The sequence below is a fragment of the Streptomyces sp. NPDC050439 genome (genome assembly GCF_040655335.1).
Taxonomy (GTDB): Bacteria; Actinomycetota; Actinomycetes; order Streptomycetales; family Streptomycetaceae; genus Streptomyces.
Window position 1 is genome coordinate 159678 of the sequence record NZ_JBFAJT010000013.1, and the last position, 25868, is coordinate 185545.

A 25868-nucleotide genomic window follows, 5' to 3' on the forward strand; every position below is an offset into this window, starting at 1 on the left:
ACGCTTGGTGGAACTGGGCTGCGGTGAGCACTGGCAGCCCCGCCGAGCCGACTGGACCGAGCTCACCGGACCGCCAGGTCCGGCAGGAGGAAACCATGGCGGTGAACGCGGCAGCCGTTCCCACAGCGGTCCCATCACATGTGCCGGTGGAGGAGAGCCAGGACGCCGAGGACATCGCGGCCGGGTTCGTCCGTGGCGACGAACGCTGCGTCGCAGCGCTCTATCAGCGCTGGGGAGCCCTGGTGCACACGCTGGCCGCGCGCGCTCTGGGCGATGCCCGTGAGGCGGAAGACGTCACGCAGCAGGTCTTCCTCGCCGCATGGCGCGGCCGGGCGGGCTACCGGCCCGACCGAGGGCCTCTCTCGGCATGGCTGGTGGGCATCACCCGCCGGAAAACGGCGGATGCGCTCACGGCCCGCACCCGCCGTCTCGCGCTCACCACGGCCGCGGGTGTGCAGGGCGAGAGCGGGGTGCTTCCCCCGCACGATCACCCGGAAGCCGCGCTGGACAGGGTGCTCATCGCGCAGGAGCTCGGCAAACTGCCGCCGGTGCAGCGGCTCATGCTGGGCCTGGCGTTCTACCAAGACCTCACCCAGGTGCAGATCGCCCAGCACACGGGCCTGCCCCTCGGCACCGTCAAGAGCCACATCCGCAGGGGGCTGCACCGGCTGAGGCACACCCTCGAAGGTGCGGAGGATCCCGTGGACGGCTAGCGCATCCGGTGGAGAGGCGCGGAAGCGATGCGGTTTCGGTGCGACGAAAACGTATGCGCGAGTGGCCGGGAACCTTCCCGCACCCCTGGCTCCAGCCCCGCCCGCATCTCCAGCCGGCCGCATTCAGACCCGCTTTCACACCCGCACCCGTTTTCGCTTTCAGGTCCGCATCCGGCCACGCGCCATCGCGAGAAGTAGTCCGAGATCCAGCATCGACGCGCAGAGTCCGCCGCGAAGGGGTGTCTGAGATCTGAGGTGCCGGGCGACGTGAGCGAGATGGACAAGGTGGGCGATCGTGAAGCATGTTGACTCATCGGACCTCGCTGAACTCGCTCTCACAGAGGCCGATGCGGCGCCGTCCGGGCCCGTCGGCGCCCACCTTCGTCAGTGCGGTGCGTGCCGGGCGCATCTCGACGCGCTGCGCCGGGTCGTCGATGCGGCGCGGTCCGCTTCCCCTGCCGATGTACCGACGCCGCCACCTCAACGTGTCTGGCAGGCCATCTCCGCGGAGTTGACCGACGACCACGCCCTGGGCGGCACCTCGCAGCCGCGCGCGCCTCAACCCGCCGCTGCGCAGAACACCGGATGGCGGGAGCCGACCGCACACGCCATCTCGGTGCGCCACGTTGGACGCAACTCCGCGCTGCTGCTCGCGGCGGCCTGCCTGCTGGTCGGCGCCGCGCTGGGGAGCGCCGCCACCCGGTGGCAGGTGCAGGGGCAGGCGCAGGTCCGGCAGGACAGCAGCGGAACTGCCCGCCCGGCTGCCGACCGTGCCGACGCCACTCTCGCTCCGCTGGCCGTTGACCGCGCCAGGGGAGTCGCGCACCTCGTCGTGGACAGCAGCGCGCACAAGACTCTGCGCATCAAGGTGAGGGGGCTGCCCAGCACCAAGGGGTACTTCGAGGTCTGGTTGATGGACTCGGCCCACAAGAAGCTCATCGCGGTCGGTGTCCTTGGGGCCGACGGATCGGCCACACTGCCGCTCCCTCAGGGTGTGGACCTGTCCGGCTACCCCGTGGTGGACGTCTCCGACCAGGCGTACGACGGAAATCCGGCCCACTCCGGCAAGAGCGTCGTCCGCGGGGCCCTATGAGACCGGGGCGGCTTTCGTAAGTACCCATGTCTGTGCATCCAACGGCTCCCTTCGTAGGGAATGCTGGCTGCAAGGGCCGACGCACGGGCAATGTACGAGGGGCGGCATGGACGACGCGGAGATCGCCATCGTGGGCGCCGGCGCGGCCGGGCTGTCCCTGGCCTATCGGCTCTGCGCCCGCCCTCCCACAGGCATCAGGCCTTCGATCGTGCTCATCGATGCCCCGCACGGCCGGCTGAGGCCGCCCGAGCGGACCTGGTGTTTCTGGGAGGGGAGCGAGGGGGAGTTCGACGCGTCGCTGTCCGGCGTGTGGGACACCCTGCGGGTACGCGCCCCCGACGGAACCTCCGTGATCGGTTCTCCGGCGCCGCTGCGCTACAAGATGCTGCGCTCCAGTTCCTTCGAGGAACTGGTCGCGGCGCGCCTGGACGGAGACGGCCGGGTGCGGCGCGTGGCGGCCGAGGTCAAGGAGGTGCGCGACCTGCCGCAGGGAGCAGAGGTGCGCGGAACCACGCCACAGGGCGAGTCGTTGGCCCTGCGTGCCCGGTGGGTGTTCGACTCACGCCCGCTCGCGACGCTGCCGCCCGCGAGGACCACGCTGCTGCAGCACTTCCGCGGCTGGTTCATCAGCACGGACCGGCCCGTCTTCGAGGCCGGCCTGGCCGACCTGATGGACTTTCGCACACCACAGCCCGCGCACGGCCTCTCCTTCGCATACGTGCTGCCCATGACTCCGTACGACGCCTTGGTCGAGTACACGGAATTCTCCGGCGCCGTGCTAGAGGAGCATGCCTACGAGGAAGCGCTGCGCCTGCACGTGACGAAGCGGCTCGGCCTGGAACGCTACGAGGTCAGGCGTGTCGAGCAGGGGGTCATCCCTATGACCGACGCGCGCTTTCCCCGTCGCTCCGGCCGGTCGGTCTTCCGTATCGGCACGGCCGGCGGGGCGACACGCCCATCCACCGGCTACACCTTCGCGGCGGTGCAGCGACAGACGTCCGCCATCGCGGCCGCCTACCACCTCGGACGTACGCCCGAGCCCCCGCCCGTCCACGCCAGGCGCTCGCTGGCCATGGACTCAGTGATGCTCCGGGCCCTGGACACCGGGCGCGTGGACGGAGCCGCGTTCTTCGCCGGACTGTTCGGCAAGGTGCCCATGCAACGGCTGCTGCGCTTTCTCGACGGACGCACCCGTTGGGACGAGGACTTCAGGATCGGTCTGCGTACGCCTGTCCTGCCCATGCTGCGTACGGTCGCGGAGCTGCCGTGGCTGCCCCGCCACCACCAGAAGCATCCCCTGCCGGACCGCCGAACCCCGTGACCGGCAACCAGCCACACATGAAAAGCAACAAACCGAAGGAGACGCCGAGATGACGCTGCTGCGCGACGACGAACTGTCCGCCGCGTTCGACCACGCCGCCCACACCTACGACCGGCTGGTCTCCGCCAATCCCGGCTACCACGCCCATCTGCGACGCTCCGCCCGGCGCCTGGGGCTGGCGGACGAAGGCGCGGGGATGCGCGTGCTCGACCTGGGATGCGGGACCGGTGCGTCGACCGCCGCCCTCCTGCACGCGGCACCGCGAGCCGAGATCGTCGCGGTGGACGCCTCGCAGGGCATGCTGGACCGCGCCGCGGCCAAGCCGTGGCCCCCTGGCGTGCGTTTCGTGCATGCGCCGGCCGAGCAGCTTGCCCGGGCCGGGGTCGAGGGCCCTTTCGACGCGATCTTCGCGGCCTACCTGTTCCGCAATCTCGACGACCCGGATGCGGTACTCGCCGCCATGCACGAACTCCTTGCCCCGCAAGGGCGGTTGGGCGTGCACGAGTACACGCTCAGCGGCCGGGCGCTGGACCGCGCGGTGTGGACCGCCGTGTGCAAGGGCGTGGTCCTTCCTGCCGGCACGGTGGCCGGCGATCGTCGCCTCTACCGGCACCTGTTTCGCAGCGTCGTCGATTTCGACACGGCGCCCGCGTTCGCCGCCCGGGTACGGCGGGCGGGCTTCCGTCAGGTGCGGGTGCTGCCGATGCCGGGATGGCAGACGGGCATCGTGCACACCGTGGTCGCTGCGGCACCGGACGCCGCGCGATGAGCGGACGTGGTGCGGTCAACGGCGGTGCGACGCGGCACGGGCGTGATCGGCGCGCCCGTGTGGTGCCGGGGCCGACGGGGGCGGCGCGTGTCTCCGGCGAGGCTCGCGGCGTGGCGGTCATCGGTGGGGGCATCGCCGGTCTGGCCGCGGCAACCGCCTTGGCGGAGCGGGGCGTTGAGGTGACGCTCTACGAGCGCGACGATCAGCTGGGGGGCAGGCTCGCGGGTTGGTCCACGGAACTGGCGGACGGTTCCACGGTCACGATGAGCCGCGGGTTTCATGCCTTCTTCCGCCAGTACTACAACCTGCGCGGGCTCTTGCGTCGTGCCGACCCCGCCCTGAGCATGCTCCAGGGCCTGCCCGACTATCCGCTGCGGCACAGCGGCGGTCTGCAGGACAGCTTCGCGCGGGTCCCACGTACCCCGCCCTGGAGCGCGCTCGGCTTCGTGGCCCTGAGCCCCACCTTCGGCTGGCGCGACCTGACCCGGATGAGTCCGCGCGACGCGTTGCCGCTGCTCGACGTACGCGTACCCGACGTCTACCGGCGCTTCGACCACATCAGCGCCTGGGATCTGCTGGAACGCATTCAATTCCCTGAGGCAGCCCACCACTTGGCGTTCGAGGTGTTCTCCCGCAGCTTCTTCGCCGACCCGCGGAAACTGTCGGCGGCCGAACTCGCCCTGATGTTCCACATCTACTTCCTCGGCTCCAGCGAGGGCCTCCTGTTCGACGTGCCCCGGGCACCTTTCCCGGCCGCGTTGTGGGAGCCCCTGGCCCGGTATCTGGTCGGCCACCGGGCCGACATCCGTACCGGCCAGGGCGTCGAAAGCATTGAGCCCGCGCGCCAAGGCGGCTTCCACGTCATCACGGCGGACGGGCGCAAGCGGCACGACGCCGTCGTCCTGGCCCTGGACATCAAGGGCCTTCAGCGGGTGGTGGAGCAGTCGCCGCTGCTCGTCGACCGCGACTGGCGTACGCGGATCATGGGCCTGCGCACCGCGCCGCCCTTCCTCGTCTCCCGGCTGTGGCTCGACCGGCGCCCGGCGCCCGAGCGACCCGGCTTCCTGGGCACGAGCGGATACGGGTCCCTGGACAATGTCAGCGTCCTTGCGCGCTGGGAGGACGAGGCGGCCGACTGGTCGGCCCGTACCGGTGGTTCAGTAATCGAACTGCACGCCTACGCGGTCCACCCGGGAGCGGACCGGGCAGCGGAACAGCGCAATCTGCTGGCTCAGTTGCACCGGGTCTACCCGGAGATCCGTGACGCCGAGATCGTCGACGAACGGCATGAGTGGCGCGCCGACTGCCCGCTGTTTCCCGTCGGCGGCTACCGGGACAGGCCCACGGTTCGCACCTCGGACCCGGCCGTCACGCTGGCCGGTGACATCGTGCGCAGCGATCTGCCGGTCGCCTTGATGGAACGCGCGGCGACGACCGGCTTCCTCGCGGCGAACGCCCTGCTCGAACGCTGGGGCGTGGCCGGACAAACACTGTGGACCGTCCCGGAAAAGGGCAGGACGATGGCGCTGAGGGCCCTCAATCAGGTGGCCGGTACGAGATGAGAGGTGAGAGGTGCAGATGGTGGCTCACACACCGGCCGAGCGCGTCCTGGCTCGCTCACACACCTCCGATGACGGCGCGACCCGGTTCCACGTCATAGACCTGACGGGGCACGCCGAGGTGCTGGGTGTTCACGCTGCCCTGGAGCGACCGGTCCTTCGTGGACGTGTTCACCTCGCCCACCCCTGACCCCGAGCGTCTTCGCCAACTGGTGCAGCTGGTGCGTGGCCTGTTGGAAGAGTGGTGGGACACCAAGGGGCGGAACCGTCAGTCCGCGAAGATGGGGCGCCGATGCCCCTGATCTTTCGCGGGCGGTAGTAGGTTTCCGTGGTCGCAGTCCTTCAGCGGTCGCTGCCAACCCCGGTGCTCAGCCCGGGAAGCGTCCGCTGCTGCGCAGCGTCCAGCGCCTCTCCGCGTACGCCATGTCATCACGCCACAGTCGCCCCGCCGCCGCCCGCATGGCGGGGCGCAGCAGCGGTGTCAGGGACCTGGCGACCGCGAAGCCCCGCCGGTCGGACGCAGCGATCACCGCTTCGAACACGGCCGTACGCGGTTGTCCCGCGGCGTCCGGTTCGAGTGGCGTGGCGTGGGTCTCCACGACGGAGCCCGCTCCCTCGCCCTGGGTGATGTGCATGACGACGGTGCGCGGTTCGGGAGCCGTGAAGACGGCCGTGACCGGTACTACCGCGCGTGCGGCGACCTTGAAGGAAACCTCCACGGCGAAGCAGTCCTCGGCATCGTTCACCGGTCCGGCTCCGGGCTCGTCCACCACGCGGAGATCGACGAACGAGTAGGGGTGGAACCAGGCGCCGTGCCAGGGGTCCAGGCGGTTGGCGATGATGTCCTCGGGTTCGCAGGCCCCCGTGGCGGTGCAGACCGCCGACACACTCCCGGCCAACCGCGGACGCTCGGGAATCACCGGACGGTCCAGGGGCTGCTCGCCGCCGACCGTGTCGAGGCGTACCCAGGCCAGGACCCCGTCGTCGTAGGCGGGGTAGGGCTGCCAGCCCGCGCGCGCCGATCCGTCGAGGGCCAGTCCGTGCCAGTGGCAGAAGAGGGTGCCGCATCGCACGACGCTGTCCTTCAGCGGCGCTCCGAGATGGGGGCAGGCGCCGGGTCCGGCCCGTAGGGCTCCCGCGGCGTCGCGCCATGCGATGACCTCGGTGCCGGCGATGGTCCGGCCCATGGGCCGCTCGGCCGTGATGTTGCGGGTGTCGTCAAGGACGTACCAATTGCCGGACGGCCTGGCCTGGGCGCGCTTGAGCGCCTGCGCGATGACGGCCGGCTTCGCCTCGCGCCAGGTCGGCTGCTGCCGCTCCCATGCCACGGGACGGCGCCGCAGGCTGAGCGGATAGCGGCCGGTTCCGGAGAAGCGCCCGGAGCTCATACGGCCTCCCTCCTCGGCTGCCGCGTTCGCGCCTGCGCGGTGTGCGGCATGTTCTGCGGTGGCGATGGGTCAGGCGACGCCTCGGGTGCGCTCGGGACGCTGGAGCCCATGGAGCGGGCGCGCAGGCGGGCCGCGGTCAGGCGGGCCAAACCGTCACAGGCGACCGCCGCCCGGCGGCGGCGAGGTACGACGGAACGTCGGTGCAGTACCGCGAATCCGTCGCGTGCGATGGCGTCGAGGATCGCGCCGTACAGCACGAAGGCGGTGCGGATGCAGGGCCGGGACACGGGGTCGAGCAGCGGCAGGCCGGGCGCTGCCTCGCGGTAGACGCGCCGGGTGAGCGCGGCAGCATCGCGCAGAGCCGCGGTGATGCGCCGGTCGTCGCGCCCGCTGTCCCTGCTCCAGCGCAGGAGGGCGCGGTCGACGCCGTGTGCGGCCAGCAGGTCCATGGGGAGGTAGATACGTCCGCGGTCGAGGTCTTCTCCGACGTCCCTGAGGAAGTTGGTCAGTTGGAAGGCGACGCCGAGTGCGGCGGCGTGTGGGGCGGCTTCCTCGCGGGGAACGACCGTGCCCAGGACGGGCAGCATCTGCAGGCCGATGACGGCTGCCGAGCCGTGCATGTAGTTCCGCAGGTCCGCGTAGCGCGGGTATTCGGTGACCTCCAGGTCGAGCCGCATCGACGTCATGAAGTCCGTGAAGAGCTCCGGGGCGATGGCGTAGCGGGAGGCGGTGTCCGACAGGGCCGCCACCACCGGGTCCGTGCTCGTTCCCTTGCGCAGGCCGATCTCGAGGTCCTGTTGCAGGAGGTGCAGGGCCGTGGCGCGCTCGTCTGCCGTGGCCGTGGAGTCGAGGTCGTCGACGATGTCGTCGGCCCAGCGGGCGAATCCGTACAGGGCGTGTACGGCGGGCCTGCGCTCGACGGGCAGCAGCCGCGTGGCCAGGAAGTAGGTCTTGCCGTGCCGTGCGTTGAGCCGGCGGCAGTGGGTGTAGGCGGCGCGCAGGGCGGGGTCGGTGATGCCTGCGCTGTCGAGTTCCCGGGCGGTCATGGCGCGAGGCCCTTCGTGGTGGTCGGAGCCTGGATCCGGGCGGTCGCTGTCGGCCGCGGGCCGGTGACGCGTGCCGCGGCGAGCTTTCCCGAGATCAGGACGGTCGGTACGCCGACTCCCGGGGTCGTGCCGCAGCCGGCGAGGACGGCGTTCTCGATTCCGCGTACGAGGTTGCGTGGGCGGAAGGGGCCGGTCTGGGCGAAGGTGTGGGCGGCGGAGAACGGGGTGCCGGCCGCGTGTCCCTGCGCGGTCCAGTCCGCCGGCGTGACCAGGCACTCCTCCTCGATGGCGGAGGCCATGCCGTGCAACCCGCGTCGTTCCAGCTCGGCGAGGAGACTGTCGCGATAGCGGGGTGAGAGGTCGCGCCACTGGTCGGCCGAGGGGCCGATGCGGGTGTTGGGGCAGGGCGCCAGGATGTAGTGCAGATGGCGTCCTGCCGGGGCGAGCCCGGGGTCGGTGGCCGTGGGGCGGGTGATCAGCAGGGACGGGTCGGACATCAGGCTGCCCGTGCGGGTCAGTTCGTGAAAAGTACGCTTCCACGCGGAGCCGAACGAGATGGTGTGGTGGGCCAGTTGGGGCCAGGTGCGATCGGTGCCCGCGTGCAGGATCACCGCCGAGGGGGAATGGCTCAGGCGGACGGGGCGGCGCGGCTGAGAGCCGAGCAGACGATAGGCGACGGGCAAATCCGGCGTCAGGACCACGGCATCGCACGGGAACCGCTCCTGATCGGTGACCACGGCCGTGATCCGGCCCCCGCGGCGTTCGAGGCGCGTCACCTCCTGCCCGAAGCGCAGTTCGGCACCGGCGTCGGCGGCGGCCGCCGCCATGGCCCGCGGCAGGGCGTGCATCCCGCCTCGCGGGAAGTAGACGCCGGCGACGGTGTCCATGTACGCGATGACGGCATACGCGGCCAGCGCGCGGGCCGGGGGCACACCCGCGTACAGCGCCTGGAAGGTGAAGACGCGGCGGAGGCGCTCGTCCGAGATGAAACGGCCGATGCGCGCGTCCAGGCGGCCGAAGCCGCCGAGTGCCGCCAGGCGGACCAGATCCGGTGTCAGCAGGCCCAGGGGTGAGTCGAAGTTGGTGTCGATGAACCGGCGCATCTGGGCCTTGTACAGGTGATGCAGCCACGTACGCAGCCTGCGGTACCCGGCGGCCTCCCTGGCTCCGGCGAAGCGCTCGATCTCGGCTTCCATCGCCTCCGCCCGGGTGTGGACGTCCAGGCTGCTGCCGTCGGCGAACCGCGCCCGGTAGGCCGGGTGCAGCTCGAGCAGCTCCACACGGTCGCTGAGCCGGTCGCCGACGGCGGCGAACGCCTCGTCCGCCAGGTCGGGCATGGTCAGGACGGTGGGTCCGGTGTCCATCCGGTATCCGCCGCGTTCGAGCAATCCGGCCCGGCCACCGGGCTCCAGGTCCCGCTCGACCACGGTGACACGTCGTCCGGCGCCCAGGAGGTGCAGCGTGGCGGACAGGCCCGCCAATCCCGCTCCGACGACCACCACGTGATCGGTCGGACCTTGCAGACGCCTCATCGGTTCCTCTCCTCGCGAGCGGCAGTGGCAGTGGCGGTGGCAGCGGCAGCGGCGACGGGGGCGGCTGCGGCCGTGGGGGCGAGTAGGGGGCCCGACACGCCGCTGACCAGGTAGAAAAGCTCCCGGAGTTGCGCTTCGGCCGCCTTCCGGGGGAGTGCGGCATCGGCCAGATGCCGCACGCTCTGCGCGGCGAGCCGTCGTACTCGGTTCTCGACGATGCCGCGGGCTCCGGTCGCCTCCAGCACGCCGCGTACGTGGTCCAGGGCGAGCCCCGTCGACTCGGCCCGGCCGCCGAGGACGGCATCGAGGACGGCGAGCGAGTCATGGTCGGCCCCGGCCTCGGCGCGCTCCCGGGCCACGGCCATCAGGTAGGTCGCCTTGCCCTCGCGGATGTCGTCGCCCGCGGGCTTGCCCGTGTGGTCGGAGTCCGCGTAGACCCCCAGCAGGTCGTCACGCAGCTGGAAGGCGAGGCCCGCGCAGCGGCCGGCCGCGCACAGCGCCCGCGTGGTCCGGCCATCCGTCCCGGCCAGCGCCGCACCGAAGGCCAGCGGCCGTTCCACCGAGTACAGGGCGCTTTTCAGCGTCGCCGTGCGGGCAGCCCGGGACAGGGAACGAGAACCGGTGGCCTGCCCGTGCAGGTCGAGGTACTGGCCCGCGACCATTTCCTCCCGCATGGCCTGCCACAGCGCACGGACGGTTCGTGCCGTGCCCGCGTCGAGCGCCGTGTCGGCCACCAGGTCATCGGCCCAAGCCAGGGCCAGGTCGCCGACCAGGATGGCTGCGGAGGTCCCGAAGGAGGCACCGGCCCCGCGGGCAGTGGTGTTGGTGCGTGTGCTGGCGCTGGTGCTGGTGCCGTAGCGGGCATCGAGCTCGACATGGACGGCTTGTCGCCCCCTGCGCAGTGGCGAACCGTCCATCACGTCGTCATGGACCAACGCACAGGTCTGGATCAGCTCAAGGCCGACGCAGAGGCGCAGCGCGGCCCGGATCTGGTCGGCATCGAGGGTCTCGGCGCACGCCCTCAGCCCCCACCAGAGGAAGCGCGGGCGCAGGCGCTTGCCGCCGCTGGAGGTGAAGTGGGCGACGCGTCCGGCCACGTCTTTGGCGAAAGCGGGGTCGATTCTGCGGGCGGCCTCAAGACGTTCGGCCAGGACCCGTTCCAGCGTGCGGCCGACGGCTGCGGGAACGTCTGCGTCGACGAGGGCCGGATCTCCGAGAAGTTCTGGGGCTGCTGAAGCCTCCGGGATCTCCGGGATCACTGGGATCTCCGGCACCTCCGGGACCTCCGAGGCCTCCGAGATCGCGGGAATCTCTGGCACTTCCGGGGCCTGGGTCATCCCGGATGAGGGGCCGGGATCTCGGCCGGACCTCGCCCGATCGTGCCCGTGGTCGTACGCGATCCGTGGATCGCCCAGGTCAGGGGCGAGGAATGCCTCCGTCCGGGCGCGGTGCATCGCATTTCCTCTCGTCGCATTCGATCGGCATGACGTCTCCTCCCCTTCCGTCCGCCTGCACCGGGCGGATGCAGCTCACATGCAAACCTTTGGGGGAGCAGGTCCGGGGCCAATCGGCTGGGTGCTCCCAGATGCCACCGTCTCGCGGGGCGGCCTGACACGCATGTCGACGAAGCGAGGGAGGAGGGTGGCGCGAAGGGGAAAAGCCGCATCAAGCGCTCTGCATCCATAAGTGCCATTTCGGGCGAAATGGTGGCATGAAGCTGAAAGAAGAACTCCCGGTCGACCACCACTTGGCGACCGTCTACCGCTACGGGGCGGCCTTCTGCGGTCTGGTGCTGCTCGTGTTCGCGGGCCTGGGCTTCGCCGACGCTCTCGACCCCTTCGCCACGGCGGGCGACACGATCGCGGGCATGACCACCAACGTCGCGCTCAGCACGATCTCGGTCATCGTGGGGATCGCACTGCTCGCCGGGGCCGTGATCGGAGGAAACTTCGCCTCTACGCTCAACGTCACCGTGGGCGCGCTGTTCGTGCTCAGCGGCTTCGCCCACATCTTCATCCTCGACCGCTCCGCCAATGTCCTGAACTTCGGGATGATCAACGTGATCTTCAGTTTCGTGATGGGGCTGCTCATCGCGACGTTCGGCATGTACGGCCGGGTCTCCAGCAAACTCCCGCACGACAACCCGTACTGGCGCCGTCGGCATATCGCGTAAGGCGGGAGCCCGTCGGCCGCGGAAGCCCGCCGGTCGCGAGCGCCTCACGCGCGCAAGCATCGCCGCCGCACCAGCACGGTCGGACGGCCGCATCCCCCCACGTCACGGCCGTCCGACCCCATCCAGGTCGGGCCACCGGTGAAGGGGCCGAACTGGAGCTTTTCGTGTTCGCTCACGGACAAGAGTGGCCCAACAGGTGATCTGGGATCGACGTGATTTGGCCTAGCCCGAATAACGACATCTTGATCAGGCTCTGCGCATGCCCCTACGTATCCACTTCACCGCAGCCGACTTGGCCCGCACCCGGCTGGCCGAGGCGCCACGTCCCATGCTGGAGCTGGATATCGCGTTGCGGCTGCTGCAGGAAGGAAGCCACGCGTTTCGGTTCGGGGCCTGGCGCAGGGAATCGTTGCGTCGTCTGTCGCCCAGGGTGAGGCGACTGTTCGACCTGATCCCGCCGACGGGCTGGACCGTGGATTTCCTCGATCAATCGACTGCCGGCAGCATCGACGAGGCAGTGGAGCGAGTGCGGGCCACGCCGGCCACCCGTATCCGCAAAGACACGGAGGCGTGGGCGGCCGGACGAGGCCATCAGCGTGCCGCACCGCCCTGGACGCAGTCACTCGGCAGCGACGGACAACTGCTCACGGAACTGGCCGACACCGTGGCTCACGCCCACAAGCAGGTCATCGCCCCCTATCAGCGGCACATGGACGCGCTCAGCCGTGCCGATCAGGCACTGCGCGCCCGTCAGGCCGCTCACGGCGGCCTCGACATGCTGCTGTCCGGCCTCAACCCCCGTTACATCCGGTGGGAGGCGCCCGTGCTCGAACTCACCATGGCTTCCGGCAGCACCGGCGACATCCATCTCGCGAGCCGCGGCCTGCTCCTGATTCCCTCGGTCTTCGGGGCGGTGTACCCGGCGCTGGACGACACAGCCGAACCCCAGCCGTGGCTGACCTACCCCGTGGGCCTCCGTGACACGGACCTCTGCCTGCCGTCCACCGACACCGCACGAGCACTCAGTACCGTCCCCGACTCACTGACCGCGCTCCTCGGGCACACCCGGGCCGTGGTGCTGTGGACCATCGCCCGGCACCCCGGCTGCACCACCACGGAACTCGCCCGCCGAGCCGGCATCTCCCCGGCCAGCGCCAGCCAGCACGCGACCGTGCTGCGCACCGCGGGCCTCTCCCACACCACACGTCACCACAACACCGCTTTGCACACCACTACGACGGCGGGCGCCGACCTCCTCAACACCGCAGCCTGAGCCCACCATCCCGCCACCTCGCACCGCCCCCCACATGCGTCACCTCACCACCGAGCGTCTACGCTTGTTGATGTCAGCATGAGGGGTGGGTTCATGATCCTTATCCTTATTCCGGTCATCATTGTCGTGCTGTTCTTTGTGTGGACGCTATTGCCGATCATGCTGCCCAGGAACCGGCTCGGAACCTGGATCACGACTGCGCAGCTGATCCTCTCGCTGGCGGTCATTCCGATGGTGTGGCTTGCCGACCCTTCCCTGGTTCCTGGTGCTGCGTTCCTGGCGGGTCTCGGCGGGTTGTTCGCAGCGCTACGTCTGCTGCTGCAGCGGGGTTTGGCCGCCAGTCCGCGATAGCGCCCACGAGAGTGGACTCCACCCTGACCTGGCCCCTTGGAAACGGCAGTTGAGACGGGCTCCTGCCCGGTGCGGCAACTCCTCCCGCGTGAGCGCTTTTAGGGCAAGTAGAGCGGGGGCCGCCACCCTGCTCTACGGTGGGGAGCAGTCCGTCCCAATGCCGCACGGCTGTCCCAGGCATGGCCACCAGAGTCCATTCGAGCGGCACGAAACGGCCTCGTGGCAAGCTGTCTTCACTCACCCGAACGCCCCTGCCGGGAGCTGCGGATCGTCGTCGTCCTCGTCGCTGTCGTCCACATCGGATGGGTCGTGTGCGGACAGGCGATCTCCTCGGCTCTCCGCGATTCGATGGACCTCTCGAAGCGAGTCGGTCAACCGGGCAGTCACGAAGCGGAGTTCCTCGGGCGTGGCCTTGCGGTCAGCGAGCGTGTCGGCCGCATGCCCGAGAAGATCGCATGCCATGCCCAGTTGGACACTCTCGATGTTGTCGGCCAACCGAGCCATGAATCCCGTCCCCGGACCCACAAGAACGCAAGGGTTCCCCTCCAGCGTCGACCACGGCAGCACCCGCACCTGATCACTCATGCCGCCGCCTCCACCCCGTGCAGCGGCTTGGCGACTCGGGCCATACAGTCCGGCATGTTGACGCCCCTTGTCAGCGTTGACCATGCCCCGGGGCCCGTCGCACGGTCGCCGGGGTCTGTCTCGCCATCCTTGCCATCAGGCGTGCGCCAGCGGGAGTTGACAGCCGTTGACAGCTACGCTGGAGGACACGGTCAACACCAGGGGAAGTTCATGAGCGCCGACTTCGGAAGCAAGCTCCGCGCACTCCTCACGGACAGAGGGATGAGCTTGCGCGCCACTGCCCGTGCGCTCAATTACAACGTGGCCTATCTGTCTCGTGTTTCCAATGGCCACCAAAGCCCCTCCGTCCGGTTGGCCGAAATGCTGGACGATTTCCTCCAGGCCGGCGGGGAATTGATGAAGTTAGCTGCACCTGGAAGTGCGGTCCCAGCCATCGAGTTCGCGGGGCCGGATTCAGATGTCTCGCACATAAGGGAGAGTGCTGCATTCACTCTTCGACACGCCGACCAGTACGGCGGGGACTCTGTGGCGCCCGTCGCCGTTCAGGTGTGGCGCTCTGCCCAGCGCAGGCTTGATGACGGAGAGATCCCGGGCGCGGCGCAGCGGCGCTACCTGACCGCAGTGTCGGAAGCCGCGGAAGTCGCTGGATGGCTTCTCTTCGATGCTGGGGAGCACGCCGCCGCCCGCAACGCGTTTCTCGAATCGCACATGCTGGCCCGTCACACGGGTGAGCGGCCTCTTGAGTGGTTTGCCCTGGACATGCTCGCCATGCTCGACACGGAGCGAGATCGTCCGGGGGGAGTTCGCCGCATTGCCGACGAGCTTTTGTCGCAGCGCCGGGTCCCTCCACGCGTGGCACTGCTCGCACGGGTCAGGCGTGGCAGGGCACTTGCGCAGACAGGGGAACGCGGACGCGCCTTGGTCGACCTGAACGCGGCACGTGTGGGGCTCGAGGATTCCCTGGATCCGCGAGACCCAGAGTGGACATGGTGGGTGAACGAGCAAGAGGTCAGGGGTCATTCGGGGCACGCCTTCTTGAGTCTCGGCGATCTGGATTCGGCTATCCACACCTTTCACGAGGCGCTCGAACGCGCCACACCGAGGGGTGCCATGCTTTACCGCATTGCGCTTGTGCGCAGTTATGCGCAAGGGAAAGCGTGGCGAGAGGTCGAGGAGGAAGTCCATAAGATCTTGCCTCTTCTGGGCGTCATCAGCTCAGGCAGGAACCGCCGCCTCTTGCGGGATGCGCTGCAAGTCGTCGGGCAAGCAGCCTCAGTTCCTGCGGGCCTCTCAGCGCTTGTCCGGGACACGTCCGCGACGATCACTCCTTGAGGCGTTAACTCGCCCTCGGTGTCTGGCCCTTGTGCGCTCACGTTAGGGGAGCACTTGGTAACCGGTGCACTTTAGACGGCGAAGCCACGTATGGGTGCGGCTGACCTGGCGGACTGTTCGATCTTTGCGTAGGAGGCCGCGCGGGCTTGTTCGTCGATCTGTTGCTCGTTTTCGGGGCGTACTCCGGTTCGGCCGTCGAGGCTCTCGCGCAGGATGTCGGCGTGCCCGGCATGCCGGATGGATTCGCCGAGGACATGGACGATGACGGCGAACAGGTTCGTGTTGGGAGAAGGCTCCGACCACCACGGCACGTGGCCGGGGGCGTCGAGGGGGAGCTCGCTGATCGTCGCGTCCGAGTGGGTCCACGTGCGCCGGTAGAAATCGATGATCTGATCGCGGGTCTCGTCCGCGGCCGCCCACAGATCGCTGCCGTCGGAGTCCTGCCACCGGGGCAGCGGTTCCGGGGAGGGGCGGTCGAAGACCTCGCCGAAGTACCTGGCCTCGACGGTGGCCACGTGTTTGACCAGGCCGAGGAGATTGGTCCCGGTCGCTGTCAGAGGTCGGCGGACGTCGTATTCGGACAGGCCGTCGAGTTTCCAGAGCAGCGCCGTGCGGTCCCGCCGCAGTCTCGTGTGCAGGTGGTCCTTCGCGAAATCGTCGATCATGCGGCGTGAGCCTGCCATGGGCCGTTCGAGGTCTCAAGATCCCGTAGGTGCCTGTACATCTACGTGAGCCCTCAGTGGCGACAGCGCGTTTTCTGGACGGGGCGCCGCGTTTACTGGGCAGACGGCTGCACTGGCAGAGCGGAAAGATGGTCGCTTGGGCCAACTCGGTGCGCCCAGGCCGGCCGCTTCCCGGACCCCGAACGGCCCGCCTGCGGCGCGCGGTTCGTGTGCCGTGGACGGCGAGGCTCAGCAAGCCGGGCGAAAGGTCGTCCACGCGGCGGCAGTGGGCTTTGCGGGAGTGGGCCCACGAGGACCGCGTGGACGGCGGGTCTGCGGTGGCGGTCGATGTGTTGTCTGTATTGGTGTGAGCGTTGTCGCATGTGCGGCCGTCTCACGCGCGGTGGGTGGTGTTCTGGCGCAGCGTCATGGCCGGGGATTGGCCGAAGGCGTCGCGATAGTGGCCCGCGAAGCGGCTGGTGTGGGCGAATCCCCAGCGCGCGGCGATCTGGGTGACGGTTGAAGTGTCCGGGGTGGCGGCCTGCAATTCGCGGTGCGCCTGTTCGAGGCGGGCTCGGCGCAGGTAGGCGAGCGGTGTGGTGTCGCGATGGCGGCGGAAGGCCTGTTGCAGGGCTCGGGGGGACGCGTACGCGGCTCGGGCGATGTCGGCGAGCGTGATGGTTTGGTGGGCGTGGGCGTCGATGTAGGCGAGGGCGCGTTGCAACGTCGCGGGTGTCGCATCGGTACTGTCGATTTGGCGATGGTCGGCAGTCTGGTGCGGGAACACAGCCAGCAAGGTCGTGGCGAGCAGATGGGCCATCTGCCCGGACAGCAGGGCCGGCACCGACTGCACGCCGTCGAGCCGGTGGGAAGCGAACGAGGTCGCGGCTTGCCACAGCCGGGCCGCGGCAGGGTCCGGAGCCTGCAGTTCGAGAAAGCGCAGCTGGGCGCGGTCTTCGGGAAGGGTGCCCAGCGTGTCGTGGAGGAGGACGGTGTCGATGGTGGTCACTTGCGTCACCGTCGCCTCGCACACCACCCGGTAGGGCTTCCCGCAAGGGGTCAGCAGGGGAGTCGCAGGTCCGGGACGGTCGCTGTGACCCGGGAAGTCGATTCCCAGGTTCCCCTGGCTGGCCACGCTCACCACGAGACGGCTCAGTGGGTCGCAGGCGAAGTGCAGCGTGCCGGGAAGCGCCACGTGGTCGACAGTGAACTGGTCGGTACCCACACGGCAGAACCGCAGGTCCTCGCCCTCAAGGCGGCCGCTGAGCCGCAGGCTCGTACCGTAGGAGGCGTCCATGAACTCCCGGGCGAGCGCGGTCTCTTTGGTGGTGAGAGTGCTCCGTATCAAGCGGACATCCTTCGACGCAGCGCCCACAGCCGCCCCCTTGGCCTAGCGACACGAGCCGTCGATCCTCGCGTCACCGCGTCGACCGGCACACCGAATCTACTCGGAACCGCGGACCGGAGACAGGTACCGCATCCAGCCGCGAAGCCGCTCGGCCCGATGATGTCCGGTGATGTCCGGTGGAGTTATCCGAAGAGGAGCCCGACGTTCTTGTCCACGCAGATCCGCAGGACGGCGACCAACTCGCTGACGTCTTCGATGCGCCGTCGGAGGACGAAGTCACTTTCTTCGGGCTGTGGTTGGTCGAGCATCGCCTCCAGTCGCGGCAACATCGCCGCGCACTGCGCGGGCGTGAGGTCAGGGCCTTCGTCGTCCGGGTGATTGAGCAGGGGCGCCAGCGTGGTGGAGACGTCGGACCACTGGCGGTCGCCGCCGAAGCCGGCCATCTCGGCGAGCGAGAAGCCCTCGGCCTGGGCCAGCCACGTCCTGAACATGCTGAAGCCGGTGTACGACCAGGAGACATCCGGGCCCGCCACGTCGTCGTCCCCGGGAAAGAGCATCAGGCCCATCCCGCACCCCCAAAAAAATCGCCACAGCAGCCACAGCAGCCACAGCAGCCACAGCAATCAAAGTACTCAACCGGTCAGCGAGGCGATCCGCTAGTGCTCACGTGTCAAAGACCCCCAACCGGTGCGCGATCGCCGCGGCCTCCCCGCGGCCCGAAGCGTTCAGCTTGGCCAGGATGTTGGAGACGTGCACGCTCGCCGTTTTCGGCGAGATGAACAGTTCCCCGGCGATCTGCCGGTTGCTTCGCCCGGCGGCGACCAGGCGCAGCACCTCCCGCTCCCGGCCGGTCAGGCCAAGCGCCGCCGCCGGTGTCGGAGGGAGGGACGCCGCCCCTCCCTCGGCCTCGTGCAGCGGTATCCGCGCACGGTCGGCCAGCGCGGTGATCTCCCTCGCGAGCGGCGCCGCGCCCAACTCGCCCGCTACGGCATTGGCCTGTCGCAGCAGCTCGCTTGCCGATGTACGGGAACCGGCGCCGCCCTGGGCGATCAGGCTCTCCGCGAGCCGCAGCCAGGCGGTGGCCACCAGTACCGGGGCCTCCAACTGCTCGCCGGCGGCGAGAGCCTGCGTCCACCGGGCGGTCGCGTCGTACCCCTCGGCGGTGAGCAGTTCGGCCTGGATCATCTGGGACTGCGTCGCCCACAGCGGTACGAACTCCGGCTGGCCCTGCATGGCCTCGCGGATCCGCTGCACCGCCGCCGCGCGCCCCGGCCCGGCGACGGCGAGCCCGCGGGCCCGCGCCTCCGCCGCGGCAGCCTCGTACAGCAGCGGCCAGCCGTAGCGATGGTGGCCGGGGGCGATGGCTTCGCCGACGGCCCTCTCCAGCAGCGAGCGCACGTCAAGGATCCGGCCGTCGGCGGCCGCCAGCGCGATGGCGATCCGGGCGACGGACAGGGTGTGCTGCAGCTCCGGGTGGGCGCCGGTGGCCCGGCCACCGGCGTGTTCAAGGTGGCGCAGGACTTCGGCGTACGCACCTCGGGCCAGGGCCAGTTCGGCCCGTTGCTCGGCGATCTGGGCCTGGGTGCGGGAGCTCACCCCGCGGCGGCCGGACGCCCGGTCGAGCACGTCGTCGGCGTCGGTCCAGCGGCCGAGCTGGAGGAGGGACTCGGCGAGGTTGCCGTCGATGAACGAGGCGACGTCCGGCAGCCCGTACCGCTCGGCAAGCCCGCTGCCCTCTTCGGCGACCTCGAAGGCCTCGCGGTAACGGCCGAGGCCGTGCAGCGCCGTGGACAGGTTGCCGAAGCCGTGCAGCAGGGCGTTGGCGTTGCCGGGCTTCAGTTCCTGGGCGCATACGTCCCGGGCCTGCGCGAGCCCGGTCTCGACGTCGCCCGCGTGGATGGTCAGCCAGGCAAGGGTGTGCCGCGCGGTGAGACCGCTGGTCTCCGCGTCCGTCACACGGCATAGCTCCACCGCCTGCTGTGCGATCTCGATGGCCTTCGCCCCGGGCTGGTGCACGACGTACCAGTGCGCCGCATGTGTGAGTGCGTAGGCGTGGACGACGGACGGCGGCAGGCCTTCGAGCAGCTTCAGGGACTGGGCGATCTCGTCCCAGCCGTCCGAGCGGGAGAGGTCGCGCATCAGCTGGTAGCGCTCGGTCCAGAACCAGGCTGCCCGCAGGGCGTCGGTGTCCGCCAGCTCGCGCAGCGCCCGCTTGCAGATGGCGAGCGCTCGCTCCCGCTCTCCCGTCAGACGCGCGGCGACAGTGATCGCGGCGAGGAGGTCCACGAAGTCGCCGGGCGCGTCCGGAGACATGGCCGGGCACAGGCCGTCGTCGACACCTTGTCGCATCGCCTGGCGGCGCAGCTCCTCGGGAACGTCGTCCCACAGCTCCAGTGCCCGCTCCAGCAGATGGTGCTGCTCGGCGAACGCGTGGCGGCCGCGGGAGGCGCCCGCCGCGGCGAGCACGGCGGGCAGCGCCTTGGCGGGGTCGCGGGCGTCGAACCAGTAGCCGGCAAGGCGTCCGGCGCGCTCCTCGGAGCGTACGAGGGTGGGGTCGGCCTCCAGCGCCTCGGCGTAGCGGCGGCTGAGCCGGGAGCGCTCGCCGGGCAGCAGGTCACCGGCCACGGCCTCGCGCATCAGGGCATGGCGGAAACGGTAGGACTCGCCCTCGTCGGAGGGCTGCAGGACGGCGGCACCGACAGCGGTACGCAGGGCCTCGATCAGCTCGTCCTCGGGCAGGCCCGTCACGGTGGCCAGCAGCCGGAACTCCACCTCGGAGCCGCCCTCGGCAGCGATCCGCACCACGCGATGGACCTCTTCCGGCAGGGCTTCGGCCCGGACCAGCAGCAGGTCGCGCAGGGAGTCGCTGAGGCCGCCGGGGGAGCCCCCGAGGATGCTGCGGGCCAGCTCCTCGACGAAGAAGGCATTGCCCTCGGAGCGGGCGAAGACCCGGTCAAGGAGCTGCTCGGAGGGGGCCTCGCCGTGGAGGGCGGCGAGCTGGCGGCGCACTTCGGGGCGCTCGAAGCGGGGGAGTTCGAGGCGGGTGACGGTGCGCAGCCGCTCGTACTCGGCGAGGGCGGGGCGCAGCGGGTGGCGGCGGTGCAGGTCGTCGGTGCGGTAGGTGGCGACGATCAGCAGGCGGCTGTCGGTGAGGGCGCGCAGCAGGTAGCTGAGCAGCTCGCGGGTCGAGCGGTCGGCCCAGTGCAGGTCCTCGAGGGCCACCACGAGAGTCCGGTCCGTGGAGAGCCGTTCGAGGAGGCGGACGGTGAGCTCGAAGAGGCGGGCGCGGCCGTCGGTTTCGGCGCGCTCCCGGTCCATCTCGCCGAGCTCGGGCAGGAGCCGGGCGAGTTCGCCCTCCTGCCCGGCGACGGCGGCGTCCAGTTCCGCGCCGAGCTGTCGGCGCAGGGAGCGCAGGGCCGCCGAGACGGGGTGGTACGGCAGGGCGTCGGCACCGGTTTCGACGCAGCCGCCCAGGGCGACGACGGCCCCTCCCGCGGCGGCCCGGCCGAGGAATTCCCGAAGCAGCCGGGTCTTGCCCACTCCGGCCTCGCCGCCCAAAAAGACGGCACCGGACTCCTCGGCGTCCGCCCGGGACAAGGCTTCGCCGAGGGTGGCCAGTTCGGCGCTGCGACCCACGAGGACGGGACTTGTATGACTACTGTGCACAGCGCTGAGCATGGCACCTCGTACGCGGTGGAGGACAGCGGGTTCGGTGTCCCCCGGGCCGGCGCACAGGCATGCGGGCAAGTCCGCTCAGTCGACGCAGAATTCGTTGCCCTCGATGTCCAGCATCGGAATGCACGAATCAGTGCCGTCATACAGCGTCTGTACGTGGATCGCCCCGAGCGGGACCAGCCGGGCGCACTCGGCCTCGAGCGCGGCGAGCCGCTCTTCCCCCACGAGTCCGGTGCCGACCCGCACGTCGAGATGCACCCGGTTCTTGGCGGCTTTCCCTTCGGGAACGCGCTGGAAGTACAACCGCGGCCCCTCGCCCGAGGGGTCAACACAGGCACACCACGCGTCTTGCTGCTCAGGTGGCTGGGAGCGCTTGTATTCCTCCCATGTGTCAAACCCGCTCGGCGGCGCAGGTATGACATAGCCGAGCACCTCGCACCAGAAACGGGCGAGGCGCTCGGGTTCCGCGCAGTCGAAGGTGACTTGGAACTTCTTGATCGACGTCATCGGGTCACCGTAGGCGTAGGTGCCGCTCAGCGACACCAGGGATGTCGCGACGTCATGCGCGACAGCTTCGGCGCAAATGGCCCGGGTGTCGGTCAGGTGTGGTCGAGGGACCAGGTCAGGGCGTGGTCGGCGATTTCCTGCCAGCCCTCCTGGGCGGGCATCAGATGGCTGCGTCCCGGATATTCGACGATGTCGGTGACGGTGTTGTCGGACTTGTAGTGCTTGGCGTTGGACTGCTGGATCTTCGGCGGCATCAGGTGGTCGTGCTCGCCCGAGACGAACAGCAGCGGAGCCCGGTCGTCGTTGCGGTAGTTGACGTAGGAGTCGGCGTGGCCGGGGTGGATGTTGGCGAGCGCGCTGCCCCAGAACACATGGCCGGAGGCGGGGATGTGGTAGCGCTCGTACAGGGCGCGGGACTCGTCCTCGGGGAAGGTGTTGGTGAAGGCGTAGCGCCACTGGTCGTAGGTGAACCCGACGGCCTTGTGACGGTTGGCCGGGTTCTTCAGCACCGGGAACGTCGCTTTCAGCTGCGAGAGAGGGACCGTCGTCACGCCTTCGGTGGGCGCGGAGTTGATGGCCACTCCCGCGCTGCCGTAACCGTGGTCGAGGAGGATCTGGGTGAACACCCCGCCCGCGGAGTGGCCCATGATGATCGGCTGGGTGCCGAGGCCGTCGATCAGCTTCTCCAGTGACGAGATGATCGAGGGAACGGAGAGTTCCTCGATGGGGGTGGGGTCGGCGTTGAGCGCCTCCACCTCCACCTCGAAACCGGGGTAGGCCGGGGCCAGTACGCGGAACCCCTGGGACTGGTAGCGGGTGATCCAGTGTTCCCAGCTGCGGGGTGTCACCCAGAAGCCGTGGATGAGGACGATGGTGTCCGGTTTCATGAGCGTTCGCTCCTTCAACGGGTGGCGGCGTGGGCCGCCTTGATGATTTTCGCGGCGGCTTCCGGGTGGGAGATCATCACCACGTGCGAGGACCGGATCTCGGTCACCTTGCTGCCCGCGCGCTTGGCCATGAACCGCTGGGCGGCGGGTGGGATGACCTTGTCCTGGGTCGGGATCAGGTACCAGGACGGGATGGTCTTCCAGCTGGGCACACCGCTGGGTCCGCTGAGGCCCTGGACGCTGCCGGGGCGCTGGGTGGCCGCCATCAGACGGGTCTGGTTGGCGGGCAGGTCGGCGGCGAACACGGCCCGGAACTTCGCGGCGTCGATGTAGCCGTCGGTGCCCGGTTTGCTGCCGGGGATCGGGTAGTCGCGGGGGACCAGGGCGGGGGCCAGTTCACTGCCGGGGAACTGGCCCGCCAGCTGCAGCGCGCTCTCGCCCTCGGCGGGCGCGAACGCCCCCATGTACACCAGGGCCTTGACGTTGGCGTGGCCGCGCGCGGCGTTGGTGATGACGACGCCGCCGTAGGAGTGGGCGGCCAGGATGACCGGGCCGGGAATGGTGTCCACCACGCTGGAGATGTACGCGGCGTCGCCGGCGGTGTCCCGCAGCGGGTTGGCCGGTGCGATGACCGGGTAGCCCGCCTTCTGCAGCAAGGCGATGGTGTCGTTGAAGCCGGAGGCGTCGGCGAACGCCCCGTGCACCAGGACGACGGTCGGCTTCGGCTCCTTCTCCTGGGCCTGCACGGACGTGTGGGAGGTGGCCTGGGCGGCGACCGAGCCGGTGACGAGGAGGACGACTGCGGCCAGTGCCGTCAGCAGACGGCGCGGGGCAGGTACACGCATGACGAACCCTTTCAGGCAGAGGGCTGGACGGTGCGGAGGTGCCGGCTGGGCGATGCGATGGCGTGCGGGGTGCAGGTGCGAGTGCGGGTGCGGGTGCGGTGTGGGTGTGGGGCGCGCGTTGGCGGCAGCGCGATGCGGTGCGGGTCCGCGCCCAGGTGTTGGTGGCCGTTCGCGGCCTGGTGGGGCTCAGGAGGCGAGGAACGCGAGCAGGTCGGCGTTGAACTCGTCCTTGAAGGCGCCCACGAGACCGTGCGGCGCACCCGGATAGACCTTCAGCGTCGCGTCCTTGACGAGCTTGGCCGACTCCAGGCCTGCCGCCACGATCGGCACGATCTGGTCGTCGTCGCCGTGGGCGATGAAGGTGGGGACGTCGAAGCGTCCCAGGTCCTCGGTGAAGTCGGTCTCGGAGAACGCGCGGATGCAGTCAAGGGCGCCCTTGAGCCCGACCTGCATGCTCTGCAGCCAGAACGCGTCCGAGACCCCCTGTGAGACCTTCGCACCGGGCCGGTTGAATCCGTAGAAGGGCAAGCTCAACTCGGCGTAGAACTGCGACCGGTCGGCGGACACACCTGCACGGATGGCGTCGAACGCCTCGATGGGCAGGCCCTGCGGATTGGTGTCGGTCTGGAGCATGAGGGGCGGCACGGCCCCCAGCAGGACGGCCTTGGACACTCGGGACGTACCGTGCCGGCCGATGTAGCGGGTCACCTCACCGCCGCCCGTCGAGTGCCCGACCAGGACGGCGTCGTGCAGGTCGAGTGCCTCGATCAGCTGGGCGAGGTCGTCGGCGTAGGTGTCCATGTCGTTGCCGTCCCACGGCTGGCTCGAGCGGCCGTGGCCACGCCGGTCGTGGGCGATCGCGCGGTAGCCGTGCGAGGCGGCCAGGTGCAGTTGGTCGTCCCAGGCGTCTGCGTTCAACGGCCAGCCGTGGCTGAACACCACCGGACGCCCGCTGCCCCAGTCCTTGTAGAAGATCTCCGTGCCGTCGTGGGTCGTGATGAAGTTGCGCATGGGAGCGCTCCCGTCAGCAGCCGTGTGGGCGTGGATTTCGGTGTGGGGCCCGTCTTCGGTGAGGGGGATCGTGCCAGTGACGGGGGCCCCGTTCTTTGCCGTACGTGCCGAGAACTGTGCCCTGAGCGCCAAGGTGGCGATCGACCCGGTGGCTGCTGTGGCGAGAGAGGAGGAAGCACGCACACGTGTCTCAGCGGTACTTGAATCTGCCTGCCCAAGTCGCCCGCCGTGCTGAAGAATCCGGGAGACGGCACGGCAGCGGGAAGGCCGCTGCCGCCGTCCTGGGGGGCCATGCTGGTTTTGGACACGGAGGACTTACCTGCCGCCGACCGGATCGAGGCATTTCACGCCGTCGCCGTGGGGGAGAGCGGCAGCTGCTCCGTCGAGCAGGAACATCCCGCGGCCGGCGTGCGCAAGAGGCTGGAGGTCTGGAACTTCGGCCCGCTGACCCTGTTCGCCACGCGCGGCTCCGGCATGCGCATCTGGCGCACCCCGCGCCACTCGCGATTCGACTCGATGAACACCGTCTCGATCATCACCCAGAGCCATGGGACGGGGTCCTTCTCCTGGAACGGCCATCAACAACGCGTCGGACCCGACGCGTTGGCGCTGGCGCACAAGACCGCCGGCTATGAGTACGGGTGGTCCGGGGCCGGGGTGTCCGTCGCCTTCATGGTCGACACCGAACGTCTCGGCCTGCCCGAACACCTGGTGCGGACCGCGATACCGCTACTGCACCACAGCAGTGTCGCGCCGTTGCTGCTGCAGCACTTGCGAAGCCTGCATCAGCGCGCCGACCAGCTCAGCGACACCCCCGGTGCCGAGGCGCTCGGCTCGGCCACGCTGGAACTCACCCGCGCCCTCGTCGTCTCGGTGTCCGCCGACGAACGCACCCGGCGGACGGTCGCGAAGGACACCCTCCTGACCCGCATCCTCGCCTACGTCCGCGCGCATCTGACCGACCCCGGGCTCACCCCGCAGAGCATCGCCGCGGCCCACAACATCTCCGTACGGACCCTCTACCGGCTCTGTGAGCAAGGCGGTCTCGGCCTGGAGAAATGGATCATCCGTCGGCGTCTGGAAGGCACGCGCCGCGACCTGGCCCTTCCCGAGCACGCCCACCGCACGATTGAGGCCGTCGCCCGGTCCTGGGGCCTGACCAACCCGGCCCACTTCTCCCGCCGCTTCCACCAGACCTACGGCGTCACGCCTCGCCAGTGGCGCCGCCTCCACCACCCGGCAGCCGGGGCGAGCCCGTCATCGGACGAGTGATGAGCGACAAGTGATGTCCTGTTCGGACATGCGACTGGTCGCGCGGTCCGGCAGTGACTGCCGGACCGCGCGACCAGGATCAGCGATCAGTACTGCTGGGTCTCCACGAAACCGGCGTCCGCGTCGTCCGTGGCGGCGAGGGAGTCCACGGCGGCGACGGGGTCGAAGCCGGGAGGCGAGTCCCTGAGCGCGAGGCCCATGCCGGCCAGCTTCGCCTTGATCTCGTCGATCGACTTCGCACCGAAGTTGCGGATGTCGAGCAGGTCCGCCTCGGAGCGGGCCACGAGCTCACCCACGGAGTGGATGCCCTCGCGCTTGAGGCAGTTGTACGAGCGGACCGTGAGGTCCAGGTCCTCGATCGGCAGCACCAGGTCGGCGGCCAGGGCCGCGTCCGTCGGCGAGGGGCCCATGTCGATGCCCTCGGCGTCGACGTTGAGCTCGCGGGCCAGACCGAACAGCTCGACCAGGGTCTTGCCGGCGGACGCCATGGCGTCACGCGGGCGCATGGCCTGCTTGGTCTCGACGT

The 25868-nt window shown here is 69.7% G+C and carries 23 protein-coding genes and 1 pseudogene; 10 read left to right on the forward strand and 14 right to left on the reverse strand.

The annotated features are described in order from the left end of the window. Window positions 1–95: 95 nt before the first annotated feature. From AB0I66_RS40290 to AB0I66_RS40310, 5 genes are all read left to right on the forward strand, one after another. Window positions 96–713 carry a sigma-70 family RNA polymerase sigma factor gene (locus AB0I66_RS40290; RefSeq protein WP_363213045.1) on the forward strand — a complete coding sequence of 206 codons (618 nt, stop codon included), beginning with the start codon at window positions 96–98 and terminating at the stop codon, window positions 711–713. Window positions 714–1008: 295 nt separating this feature from the next. Beyond that, window positions 1009–1806 (forward strand): anti-sigma factor, encoded by a 798-nt coding sequence (locus AB0I66_RS40295; RefSeq protein ID WP_363213046.1) that lies wholly within the window; start codon window positions 1009–1011, stop codon window positions 1804–1806. Between the two features lie 106 nt (window positions 1807–1912). Then, a complete protein-coding gene (locus AB0I66_RS40300; RefSeq protein WP_363213047.1) occupies window positions 1913–3127 on the forward strand; it encodes a lycopene cyclase family protein in 1215 nt (404 codons plus the stop codon). A gap of 49 nt (window positions 3128–3176) precedes the next feature. Beyond that, on the forward strand, window positions 3177–3896 hold the full coding sequence (locus AB0I66_RS40305; protein ID WP_363213048.1) for a methyltransferase domain-containing protein: 720 nt from the start codon (window positions 3177–3179) through the stop codon (window positions 3894–3896). Further along, window positions 3893–5458, forward strand: a complete 1566-nt coding sequence (locus AB0I66_RS40310; RefSeq protein ID WP_363213049.1) for an FAD-dependent oxidoreductase — start codon at window positions 3893–3895, stop codon at window positions 5456–5458. The genes AB0I66_RS40305 and AB0I66_RS40310 overlap by 4 nt, the downstream gene beginning before the upstream one ends. 365 nt (window positions 5459–5823) lie before the next feature. On the opposite strand, the gene AB0I66_RS40315 is transcribed toward AB0I66_RS40310, so the two are convergent. Genes AB0I66_RS40315 through AB0I66_RS40330 form a run of 4 tightly spaced genes read right to left on the reverse strand, consistent with a single transcriptional unit; the run spans window position 5824 to window position 10680 of the window. Beyond that, the gene (locus tag AB0I66_RS40315; protein ID WP_363213050.1) at window positions 5824–6843 is read right to left on the reverse strand and encodes a DUF5914 domain-containing protein; all 1020 of its coding nucleotides are present in this window, start codon (window positions 6841–6843) and stop codon (window positions 5824–5826) included. Beyond that, a complete protein-coding gene (locus AB0I66_RS40320; protein WP_363213051.1) occupies window positions 6840–7889 on the reverse strand; it encodes a phytoene/squalene synthase family protein in 1050 nt (349 codons plus the stop codon). Before AB0I66_RS40320 ends, AB0I66_RS40315 begins: the two co-directional genes overlap by 4 nt. Beyond that, window positions 7886–9421, reverse strand: coding sequence for a phytoene desaturase (locus AB0I66_RS40325; protein ID WP_363213052.1), 1536 nt, complete (start codon window positions 9419–9421; stop codon window positions 7886–7888). The genes AB0I66_RS40320 and AB0I66_RS40325 overlap by 4 nt, the downstream gene beginning before the upstream one ends. Next, the gene (locus tag AB0I66_RS40330) at window positions 9418–10680 is read right to left on the reverse strand and encodes a polyprenyl synthetase family protein (RefSeq protein WP_363213081.1); all 1263 of its coding nucleotides are present in this window, start codon (window positions 10678–10680) and stop codon (window positions 9418–9420) included. Before AB0I66_RS40330 ends, AB0I66_RS40325 begins: the two co-directional genes overlap by 4 nt. A 452-nt stretch (window positions 10681–11132) precedes the next feature. On the opposite strand from AB0I66_RS40330, the pseudogene AB0I66_RS40335 reads away from it, so the two are divergent. The 3 genes and pseudogenes from AB0I66_RS40335 to AB0I66_RS40345 all read left to right on the forward strand — a co-directional run. Continuing rightward, a pseudogene (locus AB0I66_RS40335) lies at window positions 11133–11585 on the forward strand (DUF4383 domain-containing protein); the annotation flags it as partial. Window positions 11586–11853: 268 nt separating this feature from the next. After that, entirely contained in the window at window positions 11854–12867 is a 1014-nt protein-coding gene (locus AB0I66_RS40340; RefSeq protein ID WP_363213053.1) for a winged helix-turn-helix domain-containing protein, read from the forward strand. 93 nt (window positions 12868–12960) lie between these two features. Continuing rightward, on the forward strand, window positions 12961–13218 hold the full coding sequence (locus AB0I66_RS40345) for a hypothetical protein (protein ID WP_363213054.1): 258 nt from the start codon (window positions 12961–12963) through the stop codon (window positions 13216–13218). 237 nt (window positions 13219–13455) lie between these two features. On the opposite strand, the gene AB0I66_RS40350 is transcribed toward AB0I66_RS40345, so the two are convergent. Beyond that, on the reverse strand, window positions 13456–13803 hold the full coding sequence (locus AB0I66_RS40350; RefSeq protein ID WP_363213055.1) for a hypothetical protein: 348 nt from the start codon (window positions 13801–13803) through the stop codon (window positions 13456–13458). 210 nt (window positions 13804–14013) lie between these two features. On the opposite strand from AB0I66_RS40350, the gene AB0I66_RS40355 reads away from it, so the two are divergent. Continuing rightward, window positions 14014–15135 (forward strand): helix-turn-helix transcriptional regulator, encoded by a 1122-nt coding sequence (locus AB0I66_RS40355; protein ID WP_363213056.1) that lies wholly within the window; start codon window positions 14014–14016, stop codon window positions 15133–15135. A 71-nt stretch (window positions 15136–15206) separates the two neighbouring features. On the opposite strand, the gene AB0I66_RS40360 is transcribed toward AB0I66_RS40355, so the two are convergent. The 8 genes from AB0I66_RS40360 to AB0I66_RS40395 all read right to left on the reverse strand — a co-directional run bounded on the left by AB0I66_RS40360 (window position 15207) and on the right by AB0I66_RS40395 (window position 24070). Next, window positions 15207–15800 carry a DinB family protein gene (locus tag AB0I66_RS40360; RefSeq protein WP_363213057.1) on the reverse strand — a complete coding sequence of 198 codons (594 nt, stop codon included), beginning with the start codon at window positions 15798–15800 and terminating at the stop codon, window positions 15207–15209. Window positions 15801–16191: 391 nt separating this feature from the next. After that, window positions 16192–17172: a helix-turn-helix transcriptional regulator gene (locus AB0I66_RS40365; RefSeq protein ID WP_363213058.1), complete on the reverse strand. Its 981-nt coding sequence runs from the start codon at window positions 17170–17172 to the stop codon at window positions 16192–16194. A gap of 155 nt (window positions 17173–17327) precedes the next feature. After that, complete coding sequence (locus AB0I66_RS40370; RefSeq protein ID WP_363213059.1) at window positions 17328–17711, reverse strand: hypothetical protein; 384 nt, start codon at window positions 17709–17711, stop codon at window positions 17328–17330. A 97-nt stretch (window positions 17712–17808) separates the two neighbouring features. Then, window positions 17809–20811, reverse strand: a complete 3003-nt coding sequence (locus AB0I66_RS40375) for an AAA family ATPase (RefSeq protein ID WP_363213060.1) — start codon at window positions 20809–20811, stop codon at window positions 17809–17811. Window positions 20812–20898: 87 nt separating this feature from the next. Continuing rightward, window positions 20899–21327 (reverse strand): VOC family protein, encoded by a 429-nt coding sequence (locus AB0I66_RS40380; protein ID WP_363213061.1) that lies wholly within the window; start codon window positions 21325–21327, stop codon window positions 20899–20901. Between the two features lie 92 nt (window positions 21328–21419). Continuing rightward, window positions 21420–22214 carry an alpha/beta hydrolase gene (locus tag AB0I66_RS40385; protein ID WP_363213062.1) on the reverse strand — a complete coding sequence of 265 codons (795 nt, stop codon included), beginning with the start codon at window positions 22212–22214 and terminating at the stop codon, window positions 21420–21422. Between the two features lie 14 nt (window positions 22215–22228). After that, window positions 22229–23059, reverse strand: coding sequence for an alpha/beta hydrolase (locus AB0I66_RS40390; RefSeq protein WP_363213063.1), 831 nt, complete (start codon window positions 23057–23059; stop codon window positions 22229–22231). Between the two features lie 186 nt (window positions 23060–23245). After that, a complete protein-coding gene (locus AB0I66_RS40395) occupies window positions 23246–24070 on the reverse strand; it encodes an alpha/beta hydrolase (protein ID WP_363213064.1) in 825 nt (274 codons plus the stop codon). 291 nt (window positions 24071–24361) lie between these two features. On the opposite strand from AB0I66_RS40395, the gene AB0I66_RS40400 reads away from it, so the two are divergent. Next, window positions 24362–25342, forward strand: a complete 981-nt coding sequence (locus AB0I66_RS40400) for a helix-turn-helix domain-containing protein (protein ID WP_363213065.1) — start codon at window positions 24362–24364, stop codon at window positions 25340–25342. Between the two features lie 86 nt (window positions 25343–25428). On the opposite strand, the gene AB0I66_RS40405 is transcribed toward AB0I66_RS40400, so the two are convergent. Further along, window positions 25429–25868: DNA-directed RNA polymerase subunit alpha C-terminal domain-containing protein (locus AB0I66_RS40405; protein WP_363213066.1), on the reverse strand; the 440-nt coding region annotated here is incomplete at its 5' end.